Here is a 19,236-nt window from a genome sequence, read left to right on the forward strand (position 1 = left end):
CCATACGGTGCGTCTCCCCACTTAACGCGCGGGTTACGCGATGATCGGCTTGAAGTTCGCGTGCACCGGCCGCGCGGCTCGTTAATCTCGCGTGGGAGACCTCCCGCGCACGACCCCTCAGGCGCCTTTCCCGGAACGAGAGCCATGCCTTCTGATCCCCTCCGCCCCGGCGGCCCCCGCTACTCCCGGGGCCAGCGCCGGCTCCTCACCGCGGCCGCCGGCCTCGTCGTCGCCGCGCTGGCGGGCGGCGCCTTCGCGCTGACCTACGACCTGGTGCGCGACCTCGCCGTCGCCGGGCGGGTGAGCCGCCACTGGGCGCCGGTCTACCCGGCGATGACCGACGCGCTGATCGCGCTGACGCTGCTGTCCCTGGTCGTGACCCGGAACGCCCGCTGGTGGACGCGGACGCTGCGCTGGGCGCTGCTGCTCGTCCTCGCCGCCGGGCTCGCCGCGATCTCCGTCCAGCACGCGCTGCACGGTTTCGGGCCGCTGCCGGACGATCCGCTGCGGACGGGCGTGGCGGTCGCGCCAGAGGTGATGCTCGTGCTCGCGGTGTGGCTGTGGCTGACGATGGTCAAGCAGATCCGCACCGCGCGGCCCGCCGCGGACGAGTCCGGGGGGCCCGCGTTGCAGCGCGGGCACGTCAAGGTCATCGAGGCCCCGGCGGCGACGGGCGAGGACGGCGAGGAGGCCGCGCGGCCCGAGCCGGCCCTGAGGCCGGAGGCGAACGGCTGGGACTGGGGCGACGAGCGCGAGCCCGAGCGCGAGCCGGAGCGTGAGCCCGAGCGTGAACGGCCCGAGCTCGACCCGCTTCCCGAGCCGCCGGCCATCGCGGCGCCCGCCCCCGCCCTCCTGCCGACGGACGTGGAGCTCATCCGGCACCGCGAACGCGTGGAGGACGGCGCGGAGCCCGAGGCCGCCCGCACCACCCAGCCCGATCTCGTCATGCCGGACATCCGCGGCGTGGACCCGGACGGGCACCGCGACCGCGGCGAGCACGAGGAAACCGAGGAGCACAGGGAGTTCGGCGAGCCCGGGGACTACGACGACCCCCTCGACCTCGACGGTCCCGGGGATCCGGACGAGCACGACGACCCGCTCGCCGACCGGGCCGAGGACCCCGACGCCGACGACCCGGAGGCGCGCAGGCGGCGGCGGGAACGGCCGCTCACCGCCGAGGAGGAGGACGACCTGCCGATCTGGGACTGGACCCCGCCGCCGTCCGGCAACCTGCGCAGCTCTCCCACCCCGCCCGCCGAGTAGCGGCGGCCGGGCCGGTGGGGTCCCGCGCGCCCGCCGTGAGATCTGATCGCGCTGAGCCTGATGGGAAAGCCTCCCACCGGGGAAGAAACGTGAGCATGACTACTGACTCCGACGGCGCCGGCTCCGGGGGTGCGGCGGAACGCCCCCGCGGGGACGCCGCGTGGCTTGAGGTCGACGAGGACGGCGGCTTCGGCGTCGAGAACCTGCCGTACGGGGTGTTCTCGCGCTCCGGGGAGCTGCCCCGCGTGGGCGTGGCCATCGGCGGGTACGTGCTCGACCTGGCCGGGCTCGCGGCCGCCGGGCTCGTGGAGGACCGCCGCTGGTTCGCGTCCGGCTCGCTGAACGCCTTCATGGTGGCCGGGCGCGCCGCGTGGCGCGCCAACCGCGCGCGGCTCGTCGACCTGCTCACCGACGGGTCGGCCCGGCCGGAGGTCGAGCCGCACCTGATCCCGCTGGCGGACGTGGAGCTGCTGCGGCCCATCGAGGTCGCCGACTATGTCGACTTCTACTCGTCCGAGCACCACGCCACGAACGTCGGCCGGATCTTCCGGCCGGACGGGAACCCGCTGGCGCCGAACTGGAAGCGGCTGCCGGTCGCCTACCACGGCCGCTCCGGGACGGTGTACCCGTCCGGGACGCCGATCATCCGCCCGTCCGGGCAGCGCCGGGCGCCGGGCGAGGAGGAGCCGTCGTTCGGCCCGTCCCTGCGGCTGGACGTCGAGGCCGAGGTCGGCTTCGTGGCGGGCGTGCCGTCGTCGGCGGGACGCGGCGTGCCGACGTCGGCGTTCCGCGACCACGTGTTCGGGTTCGTCCTGGTCAACGACTGGAGCGCGCGCGACGTCCAGGCGCTGGAGTCGCTGCCGCTCGGCCCGTTCCTCAGCAAGTCGTTCGCGACGTCGATCTCGCCGTGGGTGGTGCCGCTCGCCGCCCTGGAGCCCGCCCGCGTCGCCCCGCCCGCCCAGTTCCCCGAGCCCGCGCCCTATCTGCGCTGCGACGAGCCGTGGGGCCTCGACCTGCACCTGGAGGTGCTGATCAACGGGCAGGTCGCCGCGCGGCCGCCGTTCGCCTCGATGTACTGGACGGCGCCGCAGCAGCTCGCCCACGCCACGGTGAACGGCGCGCCGCTCCGCACCGGCGACCTGTTCGCCTCGGGGACGGTGTCCGGGCCCGAGCGCGAGCAGCGCGGCTGCCTCCTGGAGCTGACGTGGAACGGCCAGGACCCGGTGGAGCTGGCCGACGGCACCAAGCGCGCCTTCCTGGAGGACGGCGACACGGTCACGATCCGCGGCAAGGCGCCGGGCGCCTCCGGCTCGGTGATCTCCCTGGGAGAGGTCACCGGGACCGTTCATCCGCCGCTGCCCTGACGTCCGCGCTCCGGCGGGAGCGCGGCCTCAGCGCTCCCCCGCCGCAGCGGGGGGGGGTCGGCGACGATCATCCAGGAGCCGACCAGGCCGTCGTCGCGGCGAACCGGGGCCGCGCGCACGCGCATGGCGTGCCAGGAGCCGTCGGCGGCGCGCAGCAGCCGGAAGGCCAGCTCGAAGGGCTCGCCGGCACTGACGCCCGCGCGCCAGGAGCGCTCGGCGCCGGCGCGGTCGTCGGGGTGGACGGCCTCCAGCCAGCCGAGGTCCCGGAAGGCCTCCGGCGCCTGCCCGGTGCAGGCCCGCCAGGACGGGGAGTCGCGGCGGACCAGGCCGCGGGCGTCGGCCTCCCACACGATCCGGCCGGTCATCTCGGCGAGGACCTGGAAGCGCCGCTCCTCCCCGCGGGCCCGCGCGAGCTCGGCCTCCCGGCGCGCGGTCACGTCGCCGGCGGCGCCGACCCACTCGATGATCTCGCCGCGGTGGTCGAGGATGGGAACGGCCCGCGACAGCGTCCAGCCGAGGGTGCCGTCGGGACGGCGGACGCGGTGCTCCAGCTCGAACCTCCCCCGGGTGCGGACGGCCTCCCGGATCGCCTCGGTGACCATCGCCTGGTCGTCGGGGTGGATGTCGTCGTCGAGCCGGCCGCCGGTGGTCTCCTCGGTGCCGGCGATGAAGCCGTGGCCGTCGAGCGCGTGCATCTCGCTCCAGTCCGCGCTCATCCGGTAGGTCACGTCCCAGCTCGCGGCGGCGAGCGCCCGGTGGCGGGCCTCGGCCTGGCGCCTCAGCCGGGCCAGCTCGATCCGGCCGCCGATGCGCGCGACCAGTTCCCGCGACGAGAACGGCTTGGTCATGTAGTCGTCGGCGCCCGCGAGGAGCCCCTCGACCGCGGTCTCCTCCCCGGTCCGCGCCGTCGTCAGAATCACGGGGACGCTCTCCAGGTGCGGATCCCTCCGCAGGGCCTGGAGGAGCCCGAACCCGTCCAGGGCGGGCATGGCCGCGCCGGCGAGGATCAGGTCGGGACGGATGCGCCGTGCCGACTCCAGGGCCTGCTTGCCGTCATGGGCGACCTCCACCTGCCAGTAGGGGCGGAACAGGCGGCGCAGGTAGTCGCGCAGGTCGGCGTCGTCGTCGGCGATGAGCACCCGCGACCCGCGCGTCCGCTCCCGGAAGGAGAAGGCGGTGCCCGGGATCAGGGTGTCGCCCGCCGCGTCCGGGGACCGTCCCGGGCCGCCGGTCTCCTCCGCCACCCAGCGCCCCGCCTCCGCGGCCAGCGCGGCGGCGACGTCCAGCGCGGCCGCGGTGTCCGGGCCCGGGGCACGGCCGGGCCGCTCCTCGGCGTCCGGGGGCGGCACCAGCGGGATCCAGACGGTGAACCGCGCGCCCTCCCCCTCCCGGCTGCGCACGTGGACGCGTCCCTGGTGCAGCTCGACCAGCCCGGCGACGAGCGCGAGGCCCGTGCCGCCGCCCTCGGAGGTGCGCGCCCGCGTCCCCCGGACGCGGTGGAACCGCTGGAACAGGTGCGGTATCTCGTCCGCGGGGATCCCGGCGCCGGTGTCCCGGACGGCCAGCTCGGCGTGCCGGGCCTCGGCCCGCAGCTCGACCGCGATCTCGCCGTCGAAGGTGAACTTCAGCGCGTTCGACAGCAGGTTCGCGACGATCCGCTCCCACATGCGGCGGTCGACCCACACCGGCTGCGGCAGCGGCGGGCAGTCCACGACGAGCCGGAGCCCCGCGCGGTCCGCGGCGTCCCGGAACAGCTCGGCGATCCCGGTGGTCAGCTCCGCCAGGTCCGTGGGCTCGAACCGCGGGGCGGCGCGCCCCGCCTCCAGCGCGGAGGCGTCCAGCAGGGCGTCGACCAGGGTGAGCAGGCGGCGGGCGTTGCGGACGGCGCCCTCCATCTGGGCGACGAGCGCGGTCGGCAGGTCCCCGGTGGCCCGGAGGATCTCTTCCAGCGGGTTCAGGACGAGCGTGAGCGGCGTGCGGAACTCGCGCGAGACGTTGTGGAAGAACTCCGCCTTGTCCCGGTCCAGCTCCGCCATCCGCTGCTCGCGCTCCTCCACCCGGCGCAGCGACCACAGTTCCGCCACCCGCGCGCCGACCTGCCCGGTGAGCAGCTCCAGGAAGCGGCGGTAGTCGCCGTCCCAGGGCAGGCGCGGGTTGAGGCCGGCGACGAGCACCGCCACCGGCGTCTCGCCCGCGACGGCGTACACCGGCAGCAGGACGGCGGTGCTCGCCCCCGCGCCCACGAGGCCCGGGAACGCCTCGCCGAGGTCGTCCGAGACGATCGGCGCGCCCTCGGCCATGGCCCTGCCGAGCGCCCGCGCCGCGGCGCCGCCGTGCAGGTCCACGACCTGCGGGACCGACCCGGCCGGGCCCGTGCCGACGGCCGCCGCCAGGTCCGCGCGCCCCCTGCCCCGGTCGAGCAGGTACAGCAGGACGAACGGCAGGTCCCGCGCGTGCGGGGCCAGCGCCTCGGCGAGGCCCGCGCCGACCTCCTCGATCGTCCGGTTCCCCGTGGTGGCGGCCGTGACCGCGTGGACCGCCGCGAGGCGCCGCCGGGCCCGCTGCCGCTCGGTCATGTCGACCGCGGTGGTGAGGACCCCGCGAGTGCGGCCGCTGTCGTCGTAGAGGGGGTCGAAGGAGCAGCGGAACAGCGCCTCCTCCTCCCGTCCGCCCCGGTCGAGGACCACCTCGAAGTCGTCCAGGTGGTGCGTCCGGCCCGTCCGCAGCACCGACTGGTACATCGCCCAGACGTCCTCCGGCATCGGACCCCACGTGTCCCTGAGCGGAGCGCCCTGGACGGCGGGATGCCGGGCGCCGATCAGCGCGGCGAAGGCGTCGTTGCACAGCTGCGTGCCCTCCTGCCCCCACCCCACGTGCATGGGGATACCGGACGCGAGCACCGTCCGCACGATCGTCCGCAGGGACCGCGGCCACCCCGCGACGCGACCGAGTGGTGTGGCGGACCAGTCGACGGCGAGCAGGGCCGCGCGCGCCGGGCCCTGGCCCTCGAACAGCATCCTGCCCGCCTCCAGCTCGGCGTGCGAGCGGGGCAGCCGGCCGCCGCGGACCAGCTCGTCGATCACGGAGCCCAGCTCGTGCGGCGGCAGGACGAGGTCCACCGCGCCGGCGCGGACGGCGGACCGCGACATCGCGGCGTACGCGGCGGTGTCCTCGCTCTGGGCGAGGACCGTGCCGCCCTTGCTCCGCAGGGCGATCGCGCCGGCCGTCCCGTCGCGGCCCATGCCGGAGAGGATGACGGCCAGCGCCTCCGGGCCGAAGCTGGTGGCGAGCGAGCCGAGCAGCAGGTCGAAGGAGCGCTCCCGGACGCCCGGCTCCGCGGCGGACACGAGGCACGTCCCGTCCGGCAGCACTTCGAGGACGCTGCGGGCGGGGCACACCAGGACCCGTCCGGGCCGCAGCGGCGCCCCGTCGGCGGCCCATTCGACGGGCAGCCGCGTGCGCCGGGCGAGGAGGGTGGCGAGCGCGCTTTTCTGGCCGATGTGCTGCGCCACGAGCACGGTCGCCGACAGGTCCCCCGGAAGATCGTGCAGGACGGCGCCGATGACCTCCAGGCCCCCGGCGGACGCAACGAGCGCCACCACCTTCAAGGCGCCGGACGCCATGTCCCGCGCCGGCTCGTCAGGCACCGTGGCTGGTCCCTCCTGGAACGTGCGTGCCCCCGGGACATCGTCACGTCGCGGCATCGCCGCACGGTCGTGCTGACGACTATACGCCGCATGTCCGGAGCGCCCCTCCGTCTCCGCCGAACTCCGGAACGCGCCCGAGAACCAGGCGACCGGCCACCTCTACCGGGGCGGAGGCCGGAGCCGGATCGTGCGCAGCGCGGGGGCCGAGTGATGCGCCGAGTCGCCGCCCGGGGCGTGCGCCGGAGCGCCGGCTTCGGGGCGGGTCAGGAGGTGGGGACGACCAGGGCGGTGGCGATGGCGGCCAGGCCCTCGCCGCGGCCGGTCAGGCCGAGCCCGTCGGTCGTGGTGGCGGAGACGCTGACGGGGACGCCGCCCAGGGCCTCGCCCAGGGTCTTCTCGGCCTCCGCGCGGCGCCTGCCGATCTTCGGGCGGTTGCCGACGACCTGGACGGACACGTTGCCGATCTCGAAGCCCGCCGCGGCGGCGAGCCGGGCGACCTCGGCCAGCAGGGCGGTGCCGGACGCGCCGGACCAGCGCGGGTCGGCGGTGCCGAAGACGGCCCCGAGATCGCCGAGGCCGCAGGCCGACAGGAGGGCGTCGCAGGCGGCGTGCGCGGCGACGTCGCCGTCGGAGTGCCCGGCGAGACCGGTGCCCTCACCGGGCCAGTCGAGGCCGGCGACCCGGAGCGGGCGCGGCTCCGACGAGAACGGGTGGACGTCGGTACCGACGCCCACCCGTGGAAGCCGTGCGCTCAACTCAGCTGGCCAGGACCTCGTCGAGCAGGGCCTCGGCCTTGTCCTCGTTGGTCTTCTCGGCGAGCGCGAGCTCGCTCACGAGGATCTGCCGGGCCTTGGCGAGCATGCGCTTCTCGCCGGCCGACAGGCCGCGCTCCTTGTCGCGCCGCCACAGGTCGCGGACGACCTCGGCGACCTTGTTCACGTCGCCGGAGGCGAGCTTCTCAAGGTTCGCCTTGTACCGGCGCGACCAGTTCGTGGGCTCCTCGGTGTAGGGTGCGCGGAGCACCTCGAACACCTTCTCCAGCCCCTCCTGGCCGACGACGTCCCGGACGCCGACGTCCTCGACGTTCTCGACCGGGACCTGCACTGTCAGGTCGCCCTTGTCGACCTTCAAGACCAGATAGGTCTTTTCCTCACCTTTGATGGTGCGAGTCTCGATGGCCTCGATCCGAGCAGCCCCATGGTGGGGGTAGACGACGGTGTCGCCGACCTGGAAAGTCATGTGACAAGTACCCCTTCCGCTAGAACCAGGGTAGCACGGAAACGAGCGTGGCTGCACCGACCTTAGTGACATATGCGCAGGTCAAGCCCCTTATTGGGGTATTGACAAAGGCCTTTAATAGTGCATCGGGCCCCTGTTCCCCGTACGGAGCGTGACCGTCGGGCCACCTGGAACGCGGCGATCCGCCCATACCGGCAAGGGGCGCGCCCGGACAAGGGACCGCACTGGACACTTCCCCGTTCCGCCGCGCCGCCCGCCCTGCCGCCCCCTGCCGCCCGCCGCGGATCCGCCGCCGATCCCCCTGTGCATCCCCGCCAAGCGCTCCATACTGGAAGGTGAACATGCCGGGCCGCGCGGGTACGAAGCGCCCGAAGGGGTCCGAATAGGGCAGGGGTTCCTCGTGGGCGCTCCCGCGGCGCGAGGGACGCCCGGCCCGTCCCGCGGCCAATGAGGGTGAGGTGCGGCGTGAGGCCGGACGGCGACCCGGAGCCCGACGACTACGGGCTCCCCCGCGTTGACGTCGTCGTGCCCGATGACGCCCGCGAGCTGGAGCGCGACGTGGCCGCCTACCGCCGCGAGGAGCGCCGCCGGCGCCGCCGGGCCCGGGTGCGGCGGGTCCTGCGGCCGTTCACCCGCTTCGGCGTCGCCATCCCGATCATCGCGGGCGCGCTGCTGATCGCGCTGGTCAGCGGCGCCCTCATGACGGCGTTCGGGCCCCGTCCCGCGCCCCGTCCGACCGCCGCGCAGCTGGCGCCGCGGCCGTCGGCGAGCCCCGGCCGGATCGGCGGGCTGCTGCCCGCGGGCGAGGTCGACAGGGTGGACCGCGAGCACACCCGGATCCCGCTGGGCGACGTGCGCCCCGGCGTGATCGGCATCGTCCCGCCGGGGTACCGGTGCGAGGCCGTGGTCGCGGAGCTCGCGGGCCGGACGCAGGAGTACAAGCTCAACTTCTGGCTCGTGGCCGACCCGCGGCCCTCGGGCGGGCGCGAGCCCATGTCCCTCAAGGACCTGCGGGCCTGCGCGGGCACCGCCCACGCCGGTACGCCGCTGCTCCTGGAGGACGGCAAGGGCATCCTCGCGGACGCCTACGCCCCGGCGCCGGTCGCGTCCGGCGGCGCCTCCCCGGGCCCCTCGGTGCCGCCGTCCGTCTCGGTCTCGGCGGCTCCGGGCGCGTCCGGTCCCCCGGGGCCGTCCGCCGCCGCGGTGCCCGCCACCGCGGACGGCCTGACGGCGGTGTTCGTCCAGCCGGACGGGGTCGTCAGCGAGGTCGTGCAGGGTCCGCGACCGGGCCGCGAGCTGACGGACAAGGTCAAGGCGCTCCGCTCCGGCTGAGAAATTCCGGCCGTGTCGGCCACCCCGGAGCGGGGCGTCCGGTCGGGCCTCGCTACGCTTCCCCTGGCGTGTCTCGCGCCGCTTCCATGCTCGCAGGGCCGCTTCCGCGGCGGGTCTCCGCCGCTGCGACGCCCCTGCCGCACAGGACCGCTACCGACAACATACTTCGCGAGGAGATCGACGCCGTGATCCGAAACAGCCGTCGAGTGGTCGCGCTCGCCGTCGCGGGCGCCGTCGCGACCGCGCCGGTGATCTCCGGCTGCGGCGCCGGCAGCACCCCACAGACCGCCGCTCCCACGCAGCTCACCGAGGGCGTCAACGCCTCGGTGCCGCGGGACCGGCCGGAGGCCCCGCAGCTCGACATCCGCAACATGTTCCTGCTGGGCCCGAAGCCCGACACGGTGTTCCGGCAGGGCAGCTCGCTGCCGCTCTACGCCATGATCATCAATCACGCCAAGAGCGAGGACCGGCTGGTCTCGATCAGCTCGCCGAGCTTCGCCCAGGCGAAGATCAGCGGCGGCGGGCTGGCGCTGCCGGCCGCCCAGCCGAACGGCGTCGGCAGCGCGGTCCGGCTGGAGGGCGCCGCCGGGCAGGCGAGCCCGGGGGCGCCGGTGTCGGAGACGCCCGGCAAGAAGAGCGAGAAGCCCTCCGCCGACAAGTCGAAGTCGCCGTCCGCGAGCCCGTCCGGCGAGGCGTCCAGCGAGGTGTCGGAGAAGCCGAGCAGCGGCGCCACGCCGCAGCCGACGGGCCAGGGCGCGACGCCGAACACCTCGTCGACGCCGGAGTCGAGCAACACGCCGTCCGCGCCGGCGACGGGCTCGCCGGTCCCGGTCGCGCCGGGGAGCAAGACGCCGCTCGTGGTGCTCTCGGGCCTCAACCGGGAGATCTACGGCGGCGAGCGCGTCCAGCTCCGGCTCCAGTTCCAGAACGCCGGCTCGGTGGACCTGTCGGTGCCGGTCGTCCCGCAGCAGGGCGAGTACGCCGGGTTCACGGCCGTCTCGGCGGGGACGCCTGTGCAGCCTGGGTCGCCGTCGCCCGCCGAGCCGTCCGGAAGCGCGCCGTCCGAGAGCGCGTCGCCCGGCGCCGGTTCCGAGTCGCCCTCCCAGGAGACCTCGGAGACGCCGGCGGGAGGCGCGCCCACCACGCCCGGAGGGTGAGCACCGCCCACTGGACACGGAACGGCCCGCGCGGCAAGCGCCGCGCGGGCCGTTCGGCGTCTCAGGCGCCGGTCACGGCTCGAACTTGTAGCCCAGCCCGCGGACGGTGACGATGTACCGCGGCGTGGACGGGGTTGACTCGATCTTGGCGCGGAGGCGCTTGATGTGGACGTCCAGGGTCTTGGTGTCGCCGACGTAGTCGGCGCCCCAGACGCGGTCGATCAGCTGCATGCGGGTGAGGACGCGGCCCGCGTTGCGCAGCAGCACCTCCAGCAGCTCGAACTCCTTCAGGGGGAGCTGGACGGGGTCGCCGCCGACGCTCACCACGTGGCGCTCCACGTCCATGCGGACGGGCCCGGCCTCCAGCGTCGCCGGGGCGAGCTCCTCGACCTCGCCCTGCCGGCGCAGGACGGCGCGCATGCGGGCGATCAGCTCCCGGGTGGAGAACGGCTTGGTGACGTAGTCGTCGGCGCCGAGCTCCAGGCCGACGACCTTGTCCACCTCGCTGTCCTTGGCGGTCAGCATGATCACCGGGACGCTGGACTTGGCGCGCAGCTCCCGGCACACCTCGGTGCCGGGCAGCCCGGGGAGCATGAGGTCGAGCAGCACGAGGTCGGCACCGTTGCGCTCGAAGATGTCCAGCGCGTCGGGGCCGGTGGCGGCGACCGCCACCTCGAAGCCCTCCTTGCGCAGGTTGTACGACAGTGCGTCGCTGAACGACTCTTCGTCTTCCACGACGAGCACGCGGGTCACGGTGTTGCCTCCCGGGCGGTTTCATTCAGTGCGGCGCCCTCGGCGGGGCGGGTCTCGGCGGCGGGCGGGACGCCGTTGGGGGACGCGTCGAGCAGCGGGAGCCGGATCGTGAACGTGGACCCGGACCCCTCCTTGCTCCACACGGTCACCTCGCCGCCGTGCTTGGTGGTGACGTGCTTGACGATGGCCAGGCCGAGGCCCGTGCCGCCGGTCTGGCGGGACCGGGCGGGGTCGACCCGGTAGAACCGCTCGAAGATGCGCTCGACCTCGGTGTCGGGGATCCCGATGCCCTGGTCCGTGACGTTGATCTCGACGTGCTGGTCGTCGCAGCGGCGGGTGGCGACGACGACCCGGGTGTGCTCGGGGCTGTAGGCGACGGCGTTGTCGATCAGGTTGCGCAGCGCGGTGATCAGCAGTTCCTCGTCGCCGCGCACCTGGAGGCCGTCCTCGCCGCCGACGGCGAGCTCGATGTCCTTCGCGGACGCCTTGATCTGGCAGCGGTCGAGCGCCTCGACCGCGATCTCGTCCAGGCCGACGGCGTGCAGCTCGGGGAGCGGCTCGTCGCCCTGGATGCGCGAGAGGGTCATGAGGTCCTGGACGAGGTTGGTCAGCCGGACCGACTCGTACTGCATGCGCCCGGCGAAGCGGCGGACGGCCTCGGGGTCGTCCGCGGCGCCCTCGACGGTCTCGGCGAGCAGCGACAGGGCCCCGACGGGCGTCTTGAGCTCGTGGCTGACGTTGGCGACGAAGTCGCGCCGGATCGCCTCGGTGCGGCGCAGCTCGGTGAGGTCCTCGGCGAGGACGAGGACGAGGCCGTGCGAGCCGAGCGGCGCCACCCGGACCGCGAACCAGCGGCCGTCGGCGCGGCCCCGGCCGCGTCCGGGCCCGACCTGGATCTCCGTCTCGCGGATCTCGCCGTCGCGCCGCACCAGCCGGGCCATCGCGAGCAGCTCGTCCAGGACGAGCCGGTCGCCGCTGACCATGCCGAACGCCCGCGCCGCCGAGCTGGCGCGCAGGACCCGGTCCTCGCCGTCCACGACCACCGCCGAAGAACGCAGGACACTGAGCACCGAGGCGACTCCCGGGGGAAGGACGCCGACAGGCGCCGCCGGGGTGGTCACCCGTTGGGCTCGCTCGCTCACGCGCACCGCCAATCCAGTCGCGAGCCCGATCGCGAGCCCGGCGAGCCCGGTCAGGCTCGCGACAATCTCGACCTCCACACCACGGATCGTAAGCGGCGATCGGCCGTGGACCGCGCCGCCCTGCCTCCCGAGATGGTCTCGTTCGCCGAAAGTTCACCTTCTTCTACGGGTCGGTTCACGCAGGTCAGGCACGATGTGGCGTGGGCGAGTACGCCCGCCGGCCCGGCACGGCGCCACTATCGTCACTTAAGTCCGAAAAATCCCCTCCGTTTCCGCCTCGCACCGCCCCGACTCGCACAAGGGAAGTTGAATTGCGCGACGCCTACCACGAGGAGCTCGACTCCCTCTCCGACAAGCTGGTCGAGATGACCCGGCTCGTCCGCTCCGCGATGGCCCGCGCGGTGACCGCGCTGCTGGACGCCGACCTGCGCCTGTCCGAAGAGGTCATCAGCAGCGACGAGCACGTCAACAAGATCGACACCGAGATCGAGGAGACGGTGTTCGACCTCATGGCCCGGCAGCAGCCGGTCGCCGGCGACCTGCGGACGCTGATCACCGCGCTGCGGATGAGCGGCGACCTGGAGCGCATGGGCGACCTCGCCGTGCACATCGCCAAGACCGCGCGCCGCCGCCACCCCGAGTCGGCCGTCCCGCCCGAGCTCCAGGCGACCGTCCTGGAGATGGGCCAGATCGCCGAGCGCATGATCGCCAAGACCGGCAGCGTGATCGCGTCCCAGAACGTCGAGATGGGCCTGGAGCTGGACGCCGACGACGACCAGATGGACCGGCTGCACCGCCGCCTGTTCGACGTCCTGCTGTCGCCCCAGTGGAAGCACGGCGTCGAGCCCGCGGTCGACATCACGCTCGCCGGGCGCTACTTCGAGCGCTTCGCCGACCACGCCGTCCACGTGGCCGAGGACGTCGTCTACCTCGTCACGGGCCAGCGCCCCGAGGAGATCAACGACCTCCCCTGAGGGCGCCCGGCGCCTACGAGAAGAACCCGTCGCGACCGCCTCGCAAAGCGGTCACGACGGGTTCTTCCGTTCCGGCCCTGAGCGGCCGGGCCTTCGCTACTTCTTCTTGGGCTTCTTCGCCGCGCCCTGGTTCTTGACGGCCTCGATGGCGGCCTTGGCAGCGGCCGGGTCGAGGTACTCGCCGCCGCGCTTCAGGGGCGCGAAGTCGTCGTCGAGCTCGTAGACGAGCGGGATCCCGGTCGGGATGTTCAGGCCGACGATCTGCTCGTCGCCGATGTCGTCCAGGTGCTTGACGAGCGCGCGCAGCGAGTTGCCGTGCGCGGCGACGAGCACGGTCTTGCCCGCGGCCAGGTCGGGGACGATCGCGTCGTACCAGTACGGGAGGAGCCGGTCCACGACGTCGGCGAGGCACTCGGTCCGCGGGATCAGCTCGGACGGCAGCTCGGCGTAGCGGAGGTCGTTGACCTGCGACAGGGGGTCGTCGTCCTTGATGGGCGGCGGCGGGGTGTCGTAGGAGCGGCGCCAGGTCATGAACTGCTCCTCGCCGAACTCCTCGCGCGTCTGGGCCTTGTTCTTGCCCTGGAGCGCGCCGTAGTGCCGCTCGTTCAGCCGCCACGAGCGCTTGACGGGGATCCAGAGCAGATCGGCCACGTCCAGCGCGATGTTCGCGGTGCGGATGGCCCGCTTCAGCAGGGAGGTGTGCACCACGTCGGGGGTGATGTCGGCGTCGAGCAGCAGGTCGCCGCCCTTGGTCGCCTCGCTCTCGCCCTTCGTCGAAAGGTCCACGTCCACCCACCCGGTGAACAGCCCTTCCGCGTTCCAGACGCTTTCACCATGCCGGAGCAATACCAGGGTCGCCATAGGACCAGAGCCTAGCGGCCCTCCTCCGCCCCCTCGCGGTTGGCCGGGTCGGCGAAGGAGGCGAAGGCCCGCAGGTTGGCGAGGCTCTCGCCGCGCTTGACCCGCCAGTCCCACTCCCGCTGGATGGAGCTCTTGAAGCCGCGCTCCAGCGCCTTGTCGAAGTTCTCGTCCGAGTAGGTGAGGACGCAGCCGAGCAGCCGGTCGACCTCCTCGGCGCTGATCGAGTCGAGCGAGACCCTGCCGACGAGGTGGACGTCGCCGACGTCGTCCAGGGCGAAGCTCACGCCGTACATGCGGCCGTTCTTCTCCAGCAGGAACCGGTAGAAGTCGGCGTGGTTCTCGTCGGGCCGGCGGCAGAAGAACGCCTCCACGTGCAGGCTGTGGTCGCCGACGATCAGCCAGGTCATGGTGGCGAGCTTGTGCTGGCCGGGGAGCTTGACGAAGAACGCGTCCTCGCGCGGCTCCTCGTACTCCAGCTCGGCCGCGTCCAGCGCCTGCCGGATGACCTTGACGGGCTCCCTCTCGCTCATGCCGTCACCTCCGCGGTGAGCCGGGACGTCAGGGTGGGCGGCGCGAGGCGCACGGCGGGGAGGGACATGGCTCCGGTATACACCTCCAGCAGGCGGTCCACGGTCGCGTCCCACCCGAAGCCCTGCGCGCGGCGGACGGCGCCGCGGGCGAGGCGGGCGTGCAGGCCGGGCTCGGCGTGGAGGCGGCGCAGGACGGCCGCGTAGTCGGCGGGGTCGTGGCCGGAGACGAGGATCCCCGACTCGCCGTCCGCGACGGCGGTGCGGAGGCCGCCGACGCGGGCCGCGACGACGGGGGTGCCGCACGCCTGCGACTCGACGGCGACGAGCCCGAACGACTCGCTGTGGGACGGGACGACGGTGACGTCCGCGGCGCGGTACCAGTCGGCGAGCACGGCCTGCGGGCTCGGCGGCTCGAACCGGACGACGTCGGCGATGCCGAGCTCGGCGGCGAGCGCCTGGAGCCCCTCCGGGCGCGACCGGCCGCTGCCGCTCGGGCCGCCGACGACCGCGACGACGAGCCGCGGGCGCAGGGACGGGTCGTCCGCGAGCATGCGGGCGGCGGCGCGCAGCAGCACGTCCGGCGCCTTGAGCGGCTGGATCCGCCCGACGAACAGCAGCACGTAGGCGTCGCGGGGCAGGCCGAGGCGGCGGCGGGCGGGCCCGGTGCGGTGCGGCAGCAGGCCGGTGCCGCGGGCGAGCAGCGGGGACTCGGGGCGGAACACCGACAGGTCGACGCCGGGGTTGACGCGCGCGACGCGCTTCGGGTCGGCGCCGTACAGCTCGACCAGCTCGCGGGCCTCCTCGGCCGTGTTGGCGATGAGCTGGTCGGACGACGACACGACCAGCTCCTCGCCGAGCACCCGCTCGGGCGGCTCGGGCCTGTCGCCGTCCGCGAGCGCGGCGTTCTTCACCTTCGCCATCGTGTGCATCGAGTGGACGAGCGGGACGCCCCAGCGCTTCTTGGCGGCCCATCCGGCCTGCCCGGACAACCAGTAGTGCGTGTGGAGGAGGTCGTAGTGGCCGGGCTCGTGGGAGGCCTCGGCGCGCAGCACCCCGGAGGTGAAGCCGCACAGGTGGCGCGGCAGCTCGGTCTTGTCCAGCTCCTCGAACGGCCCGGCGACGACGTGCCGGACGAGCACGCCGGGGGCCAGTTCGGCGACGGGCGGCAGGTCGCGCGAGGTGGCTCGGGTGAAGACGTCGACCTCGACGCCGCGGGCGGCGAGCCGCTTGGCGACCTCGACGATGTAGACGTTCATGCCGCCCGCGTCGCCCGTGCCGGGCTGGTCGAGAGGCGAAGTATGAACACTGACCGTCGCAACTCGGTTGATACGACGCGACACCAGACACCACCTCCGACAGCACAACCTATCGAGCGGATGAGGTGTTCCCGGATGACGGCCGACAATCGTCACGAACCGCCACAGTGACCCACCTCACCGGCCCGCTCACCGGCCCGGCCACCGGCTCAGACGCCCGTGACCCCGGGGCGGCGGGCGGTTCGCGGACCTGAGAGGCTTGGCGCATGCGTAAGACGGCGGTGGTGACCGGAGCGAGCAGCGGGATCGGGGCGGCCACGGCGCGGCGCCTCGCGGCGGAGGGGTTCAACGTCGTCCTTGCGGCGCGCCGCAAGGACCGCCTGGACGCCCTGGCCGAGGAGATCGCCGGCACCGTGCCGGGCGCGGGCCCGGGCCAGGCCGGGCGGGTCGTCCCCATCGAGCTGGACGTGACGTCGCAGGAGTCGGTGGACGCGCTCGCCGCCCGCGTCCTCGGGCGGGGCGGCGGCTGCCACGTGCTGGTCAACAACGCGGGCGGCGCGCTCGGGCTCGACAGCGTCGCGACCGCCGACCTGGCCGACTGGCGCGCCATGTACGAGACGAACGTGCTCGGCCTCGTCCGGGTGACGAAGGCGCTGCTGCCCGGGCTCGTGGAGAGCGGCGCCGGGCATGTGGTGAACATCACATCGCTGGCCGGCCACGTCCCCTACGAGGGCGGGGGCGGCTACAACGCCGCCAAGCACGCCGCGTACGCGGTGAACGAGGTGATGCGCCTGGAGCTGGTCGCCGAGCCCGTCCGCGTGACCGAGATCGCGCCGGGGCTCGTGAAGACCGAGGAGTTCTCGCTCGTCCGGTTCCACGGGGACGAGGACAGGGCGGCCAAGCCGTACGAGGGCGTCCCCGAGCCGCTGGTCGCCGAGGACATCGCGGACTGCATCGCCTGGGCCGTCACCCGCCCGCCGCACGTCAACATCGACCGGATCGACGTGCAGCCCCGCGTCCAGGCCGCCCCGCACAAGCTCCACCGCGAGACCTGAGCCTCCTGGGCGGTTAGCGCTCAGCGGGGCGCGACCGCCGACCAGGGCAGCGTGACCTCGCCCAGCCGCCAGCGCCCGCGTCCTCCGTAGGGAGGGCGCGTGAGCACGGGGTGCGACCGCGCGAGGAGGGACACCGCCTCGATCCAGCGGGCGCGGGGGCCGAACGCCGAATGCGGGGCCGCCGTCGCCCAGCAGCGGTCGAACGCCGCGAGCAGCTCGTGGACGGGCTCGCCGGGCACGTTGCGGTGGATGAGCGTCTTCGGCAGCCGCTCCGCCAGGCCCGAGGGGCGGTCGAGCGTCGGCAGGTGCGCCGCGAAGGTGATCGTCCGCGGGCCGTCCGGGGTGAGGGCGACCCACACGGCGCGGCGGCCGATCTCGTCGCACGTCCCCTCGACGAGCACGCCGCCGGGGGCGAGGCGGCCGCGCAGCCCGTCCCAGGCCCGCCAGGCGGCCTCCTCGTCGTACTGGCGGAGAACGTTGAACGCCCGGACGAGCACCGGGGGCCGCTCGACCGGCAGCTCGAAGCCGCCGCGCCGGAACGACAGCCCATCGTGCGGGCCGGTGGCGGCCGTGAAGGCGATCCCGGCGGCGACCCGTTCGGGCTCGATCTCGATGCCGACGACCTCCAGCCGGGGCGAGACGGCGCGGAGCCGCCGGTAGAGCTCGAACGTGGTGACGGGCGACGCGCCGTAGCCGAGGTCGACGGCGAGGGGCCGGTCGCCGGTGCGCAGGACCGCGGTCTGCGTGGCGGCGATCCAGCGGTCCACCCGCCGCAGCCGGTTGGGCGCGGTGGTGCCCCGCGTGACCTCCCCTTGCGGCTTCCGCGTCGTCCTCACGCCCCCATCCTCCCGCCTGCGCGCACCCTCTCGTCCCGTCCCCGGATCGTTGGCCCGGGGCCACTGAATGAGATTCGGTAAGCGATTGGTTACGGTGGTGCCCGACGCGCTCCGCGCCGGCGGAGCGCACGCGTGGCGCGACGCCCGGAGGAGAGTCGATGGCACAGCTCGACCTGGCGACCCTGCACGAGGCCATCGCGGCCGCCGTGCCCGACCGCGAGTGCCTGGTGTGGCGCGACCGGCGCTGGACGTGGCGCGAGGTGACCGAGCGGACGCGAAGGCTGGCGCACGTCCTGCACGACCACGGCCTCGGCATCGGGCCGGAGGCGAGCAGCGAGCCCTGGGAGTCGCCGCACGACCACCTCGCGCTCTACCTGCACAACGGGCCCGAGTACCTGGAGGGGCTGGTCGGGGCGCACAAGGCCCGCGTCGCCCCGTTCAACGTCAACTACCGCTACGTGGACGACGAGCTGGCGCAGCTGTTCGGCGACGCGCGTCCCGCCGCGGTGATGTACCACGCGCGGTTCGCCCCCGCCATCGGGCGCGTCGTGGAGCGGCTGAACCGGCGGCCGCTGCTCCTCCAGGTCGCCGACGAGTCCGGCACCGGCCTGCTGCCCGGCGCGCTCGACTACGAGGCCGCGCTCGCCGCCGCCCCGGCGGGCCCCCTCGACGGCGTCCGGCCGGACGCGGGCGATCTCCACATCCTCTACACCGGCGGGACGACCGGGCTGCCGAAGGGCGTGCTGTGGCGGATCGGCGACCTGATGCTGGGCCCGCTCGGCCTCCGCCGCCGCGACGGGACGCCGGTCACCGATCTCGGCGAGGCGGTCGAGCGCGCGGTGCGCAGCGAGGTCCGGGTGCTGGTGGGGCCGCCGCTCATGCACGGCGCGGGGACCTGGTCCTCGCTCGGCGGCTGGTGCGGCGGCGCGTGCGTGGTCTTCCCCACGGTCGTGGACGGGCTCGACGCGGCCGACCTGATGGCGACCGCCGAGCGCGAGCGGGTGACCCGGATGCCGCTGGTCGGCGACGCGTTCGCGCGTCCCATCGTGGCGGCGCTGGAGAGCCGCCCGCACGAGCTGGGCCCGCTGCGCACGATGGTCAACTCGGCCGCGGCGATCAGCCCCGAGGTGAAGCGGCGGCTGCTGGAGCTGGTCCCGCACAGCCGCATCGTGGACGTGCTCGGCTCCTCGGAGAGCGGCTTCTCGGTCACCCGGAGCGGCGCGGACGCCCCCGCGTTCACGCCGTCCCCGGGCGCGGCCGTGCTCAGCGCCGACCGGACGCGCAGGCTGCGGCCGGGCGACGGCGAGCTGGGCTGGCTCGCGAAGGGCGGCACGATCCCGCTCGGCTACCTCGGCGACCCGGACAAGACGGCGTCCACGTTCCTCACGGTGGACGGCGAGCGCCTCGTCGTCGCGGGCGACCGCGTCCGGTACCGCGCGGACGGGACGATCGAGTTCCACGGCCGCGAGGCCACCACGATCAACACGGGCGGCGAGAAGGTGTTCGCCGAGGAGGTGGAGGCCGTCCTGCGCGGCCTGCCGGGCATCGCGGACGCGCTGGTCGTGGGGCGGCCGAGCGAGCGGTGGGGCACCGAGATCGTGGCCGTCGTCCGGCCCGCCGGCCCCGGGAGCGGCCCGGACGACGCCGAGCTGCGCGCCGGCTGCGCCGTCCGGCTGGCCCGCTACAAGATCCCCAAGGCGTTCGTCCGGACGGGCGCGAGCCTGCGGCTCCCGAACGGCAAGGCCGACTACGCCGCGGCCCGCGCCCTGGTGACCTGAAACCGCCTCCGCGGGCGCCGTCCCAGCGGGTGTCCGGCCCGCCGGTCTG

At 74.4% G+C, this 19,236-nt stretch carries 16 protein-coding genes; 7 read left to right on the forward strand and 9 right to left on the reverse strand.

Translation table 11 applies throughout. From position 1 onward, the window contains the following. The first annotated feature begins 144 nt into the window (after window positions 1–144). Together E1300_RS05720 and fahA are read left to right on the forward strand one after the other, a co-directional pair. On the forward strand, window positions 145–1,263 hold the full coding sequence (locus tag E1300_RS05720; RefSeq protein WP_131755819.1) for a DUF2637 domain-containing protein: 1,119 nt from the start codon (window positions 145–147) through the stop codon (window positions 1,261–1,263). Window positions 1,264–1,358: 95 nt separating this feature from the next. Continuing rightward, a complete protein-coding gene (gene fahA, locus E1300_RS05725) occupies window positions 1,359–2,627 on the forward strand; it encodes a fumarylacetoacetase (RefSeq protein ID WP_131755820.1) in 1,269 nt (422 codons plus the stop codon). Here fahA and E1300_RS05730 read toward each other — a convergent pair. The 3 genes from E1300_RS05730 to E1300_RS05740 all read right to left on the reverse strand — a co-directional run bounded on the left by E1300_RS05730 (window position 2,609) and on the right by E1300_RS05740 (window position 7,513). Next, the gene (locus E1300_RS05730; protein WP_165502692.1) at window positions 2,609–6,274 is read right to left on the reverse strand and encodes a chemotaxis protein CheB; all 3,666 of its coding nucleotides are present in this window, start codon (window positions 6,272–6,274) and stop codon (window positions 2,609–2,611) included. The genes fahA and E1300_RS05730 overlap by 19 nt on opposite strands. A gap of 263 nt (window positions 6,275–6,537) precedes the next feature. Further along, window positions 6,538–7,008 carry a 2-C-methyl-D-erythritol 2,4-cyclodiphosphate synthase gene (ispF, locus tag E1300_RS05735; protein ID WP_131755822.1) on the reverse strand — a complete coding sequence of 157 codons (471 nt, stop codon included), beginning with the start codon at window positions 7,006–7,008 and terminating at the stop codon, window positions 6,538–6,540. Window positions 7,009–7,030: 22 nt separating this feature from the next. Beyond that, entirely contained in the window at window positions 7,031–7,513 is a 483-nt protein-coding gene (locus tag E1300_RS05740; RefSeq protein WP_067459337.1) for a CarD family transcriptional regulator, read from the reverse strand. Between the two features lie 465 nt (window positions 7,514–7,978). On the opposite strand from E1300_RS05740, the gene E1300_RS05745 reads away from it, so the two are divergent. Both E1300_RS05745 and E1300_RS05750 read left to right on the forward strand, forming a co-directional pair. Continuing rightward, window positions 7,979–8,845, forward strand: coding sequence for a hypothetical protein (locus E1300_RS05745; RefSeq protein ID WP_131755823.1), 867 nt, complete (start codon window positions 7,979–7,981; stop codon window positions 8,843–8,845). A gap of 185 nt (window positions 8,846–9,030) precedes the next feature. After that, a complete protein-coding gene (locus tag E1300_RS05750; RefSeq protein WP_131755824.1) occupies window positions 9,031–10,002 on the forward strand; it encodes a hypothetical protein in 972 nt (323 codons plus the stop codon). Window positions 10,003–10,074: 72 nt separating this feature from the next. On the opposite strand, the gene E1300_RS05755 is transcribed toward E1300_RS05750, so the two are convergent. Continuing rightward, complete coding sequence (locus E1300_RS05755) at window positions 10,075–10,746, reverse strand: winged helix-turn-helix domain-containing protein (protein WP_503104928.1); 672 nt, start codon at window positions 10,744–10,746, stop codon at window positions 10,075–10,077. 5 nt (window positions 10,747–10,751) lie between these two features. After that, a complete protein-coding gene (locus tag E1300_RS05760; protein WP_131755826.1) occupies window positions 10,752–11,975 on the reverse strand; it encodes a sensor histidine kinase in 1,224 nt (407 codons plus the stop codon). Window positions 11,976–12,208: 233 nt separating this feature from the next. Between E1300_RS05760 and phoU the strand changes: the two genes are divergently transcribed. Next, on the forward strand, window positions 12,209–12,871 hold the full coding sequence (gene phoU / locus E1300_RS05765) for a phosphate signaling complex protein PhoU (protein ID WP_131755827.1): 663 nt from the start codon (window positions 12,209–12,211) through the stop codon (window positions 12,869–12,871). Between the two features lie 96 nt (window positions 12,872–12,967). On the opposite strand, the gene E1300_RS05770 is transcribed toward phoU, so the two are convergent. The 3 genes from E1300_RS05770 to mshA are packed head-to-tail and all read right to left on the reverse strand — an operon-like array spanning window position 12,968 to window position 15,602. Further along, complete coding sequence (locus E1300_RS05770) at window positions 12,968–13,732, reverse strand: phosphoglyceromutase (RefSeq protein WP_131755828.1); 765 nt, start codon at window positions 13,730–13,732, stop codon at window positions 12,968–12,970. An 11-nt stretch (window positions 13,733–13,743) separates the two neighbouring features. After that, window positions 13,744–14,262 carry a type III secretion system chaperone family protein gene (locus E1300_RS05775; protein ID WP_131755829.1) on the reverse strand — a complete coding sequence of 173 codons (519 nt, stop codon included), beginning with the start codon at window positions 14,260–14,262 and terminating at the stop codon, window positions 13,744–13,746. Continuing rightward, complete coding sequence (gene mshA, locus E1300_RS05780) at window positions 14,259–15,602, reverse strand: D-inositol-3-phosphate glycosyltransferase (RefSeq protein ID WP_131755830.1); 1,344 nt, start codon at window positions 15,600–15,602, stop codon at window positions 14,259–14,261. The genes E1300_RS05775 and mshA overlap by 4 nt, the downstream gene beginning before the upstream one ends. 182 nt (window positions 15,603–15,784) lie before the next feature. Here mshA and E1300_RS05785 point away from each other — a divergent pair, with 182 nt between their 5' ends. Beyond that, window positions 15,785–16,573: an SDR family NAD(P)-dependent oxidoreductase gene (locus E1300_RS05785; RefSeq protein ID WP_131755831.1), complete on the forward strand. Its 789-nt coding sequence runs from the start codon at window positions 15,785–15,787 to the stop codon at window positions 16,571–16,573. Between the two features lie 20 nt (window positions 16,574–16,593). Here E1300_RS05785 and E1300_RS05790 read toward each other — a convergent pair whose 3' ends face one another. Further along, on the reverse strand, window positions 16,594–17,409 hold the full coding sequence (locus E1300_RS05790; RefSeq protein ID WP_131755832.1) for a class I SAM-dependent methyltransferase: 816 nt from the start codon (window positions 17,407–17,409) through the stop codon (window positions 16,594–16,596). A 158-nt stretch (window positions 17,410–17,567) separates the two neighbouring features. Here E1300_RS05790 and E1300_RS05795 point away from each other — a divergent pair, with 158 nt between their 5' ends. After that, the gene (locus E1300_RS05795) at window positions 17,568–19,187 is read left to right on the forward strand and encodes an AMP-binding protein (RefSeq protein WP_131755833.1); all 1,620 of its coding nucleotides are present in this window, start codon (window positions 17,568–17,570) and stop codon (window positions 19,185–19,187) included. Window positions 19,188–19,236 lie beyond the last annotated feature (49 nt).

Origin of the sequence: Actinomadura fibrosa (genome assembly GCF_900659615.1) — a bacterium.
GTDB lineage: Bacteria > Actinomycetota > Actinomycetes > Streptosporangiales > Streptosporangiaceae > Spirillospora > Spirillospora fibrosa.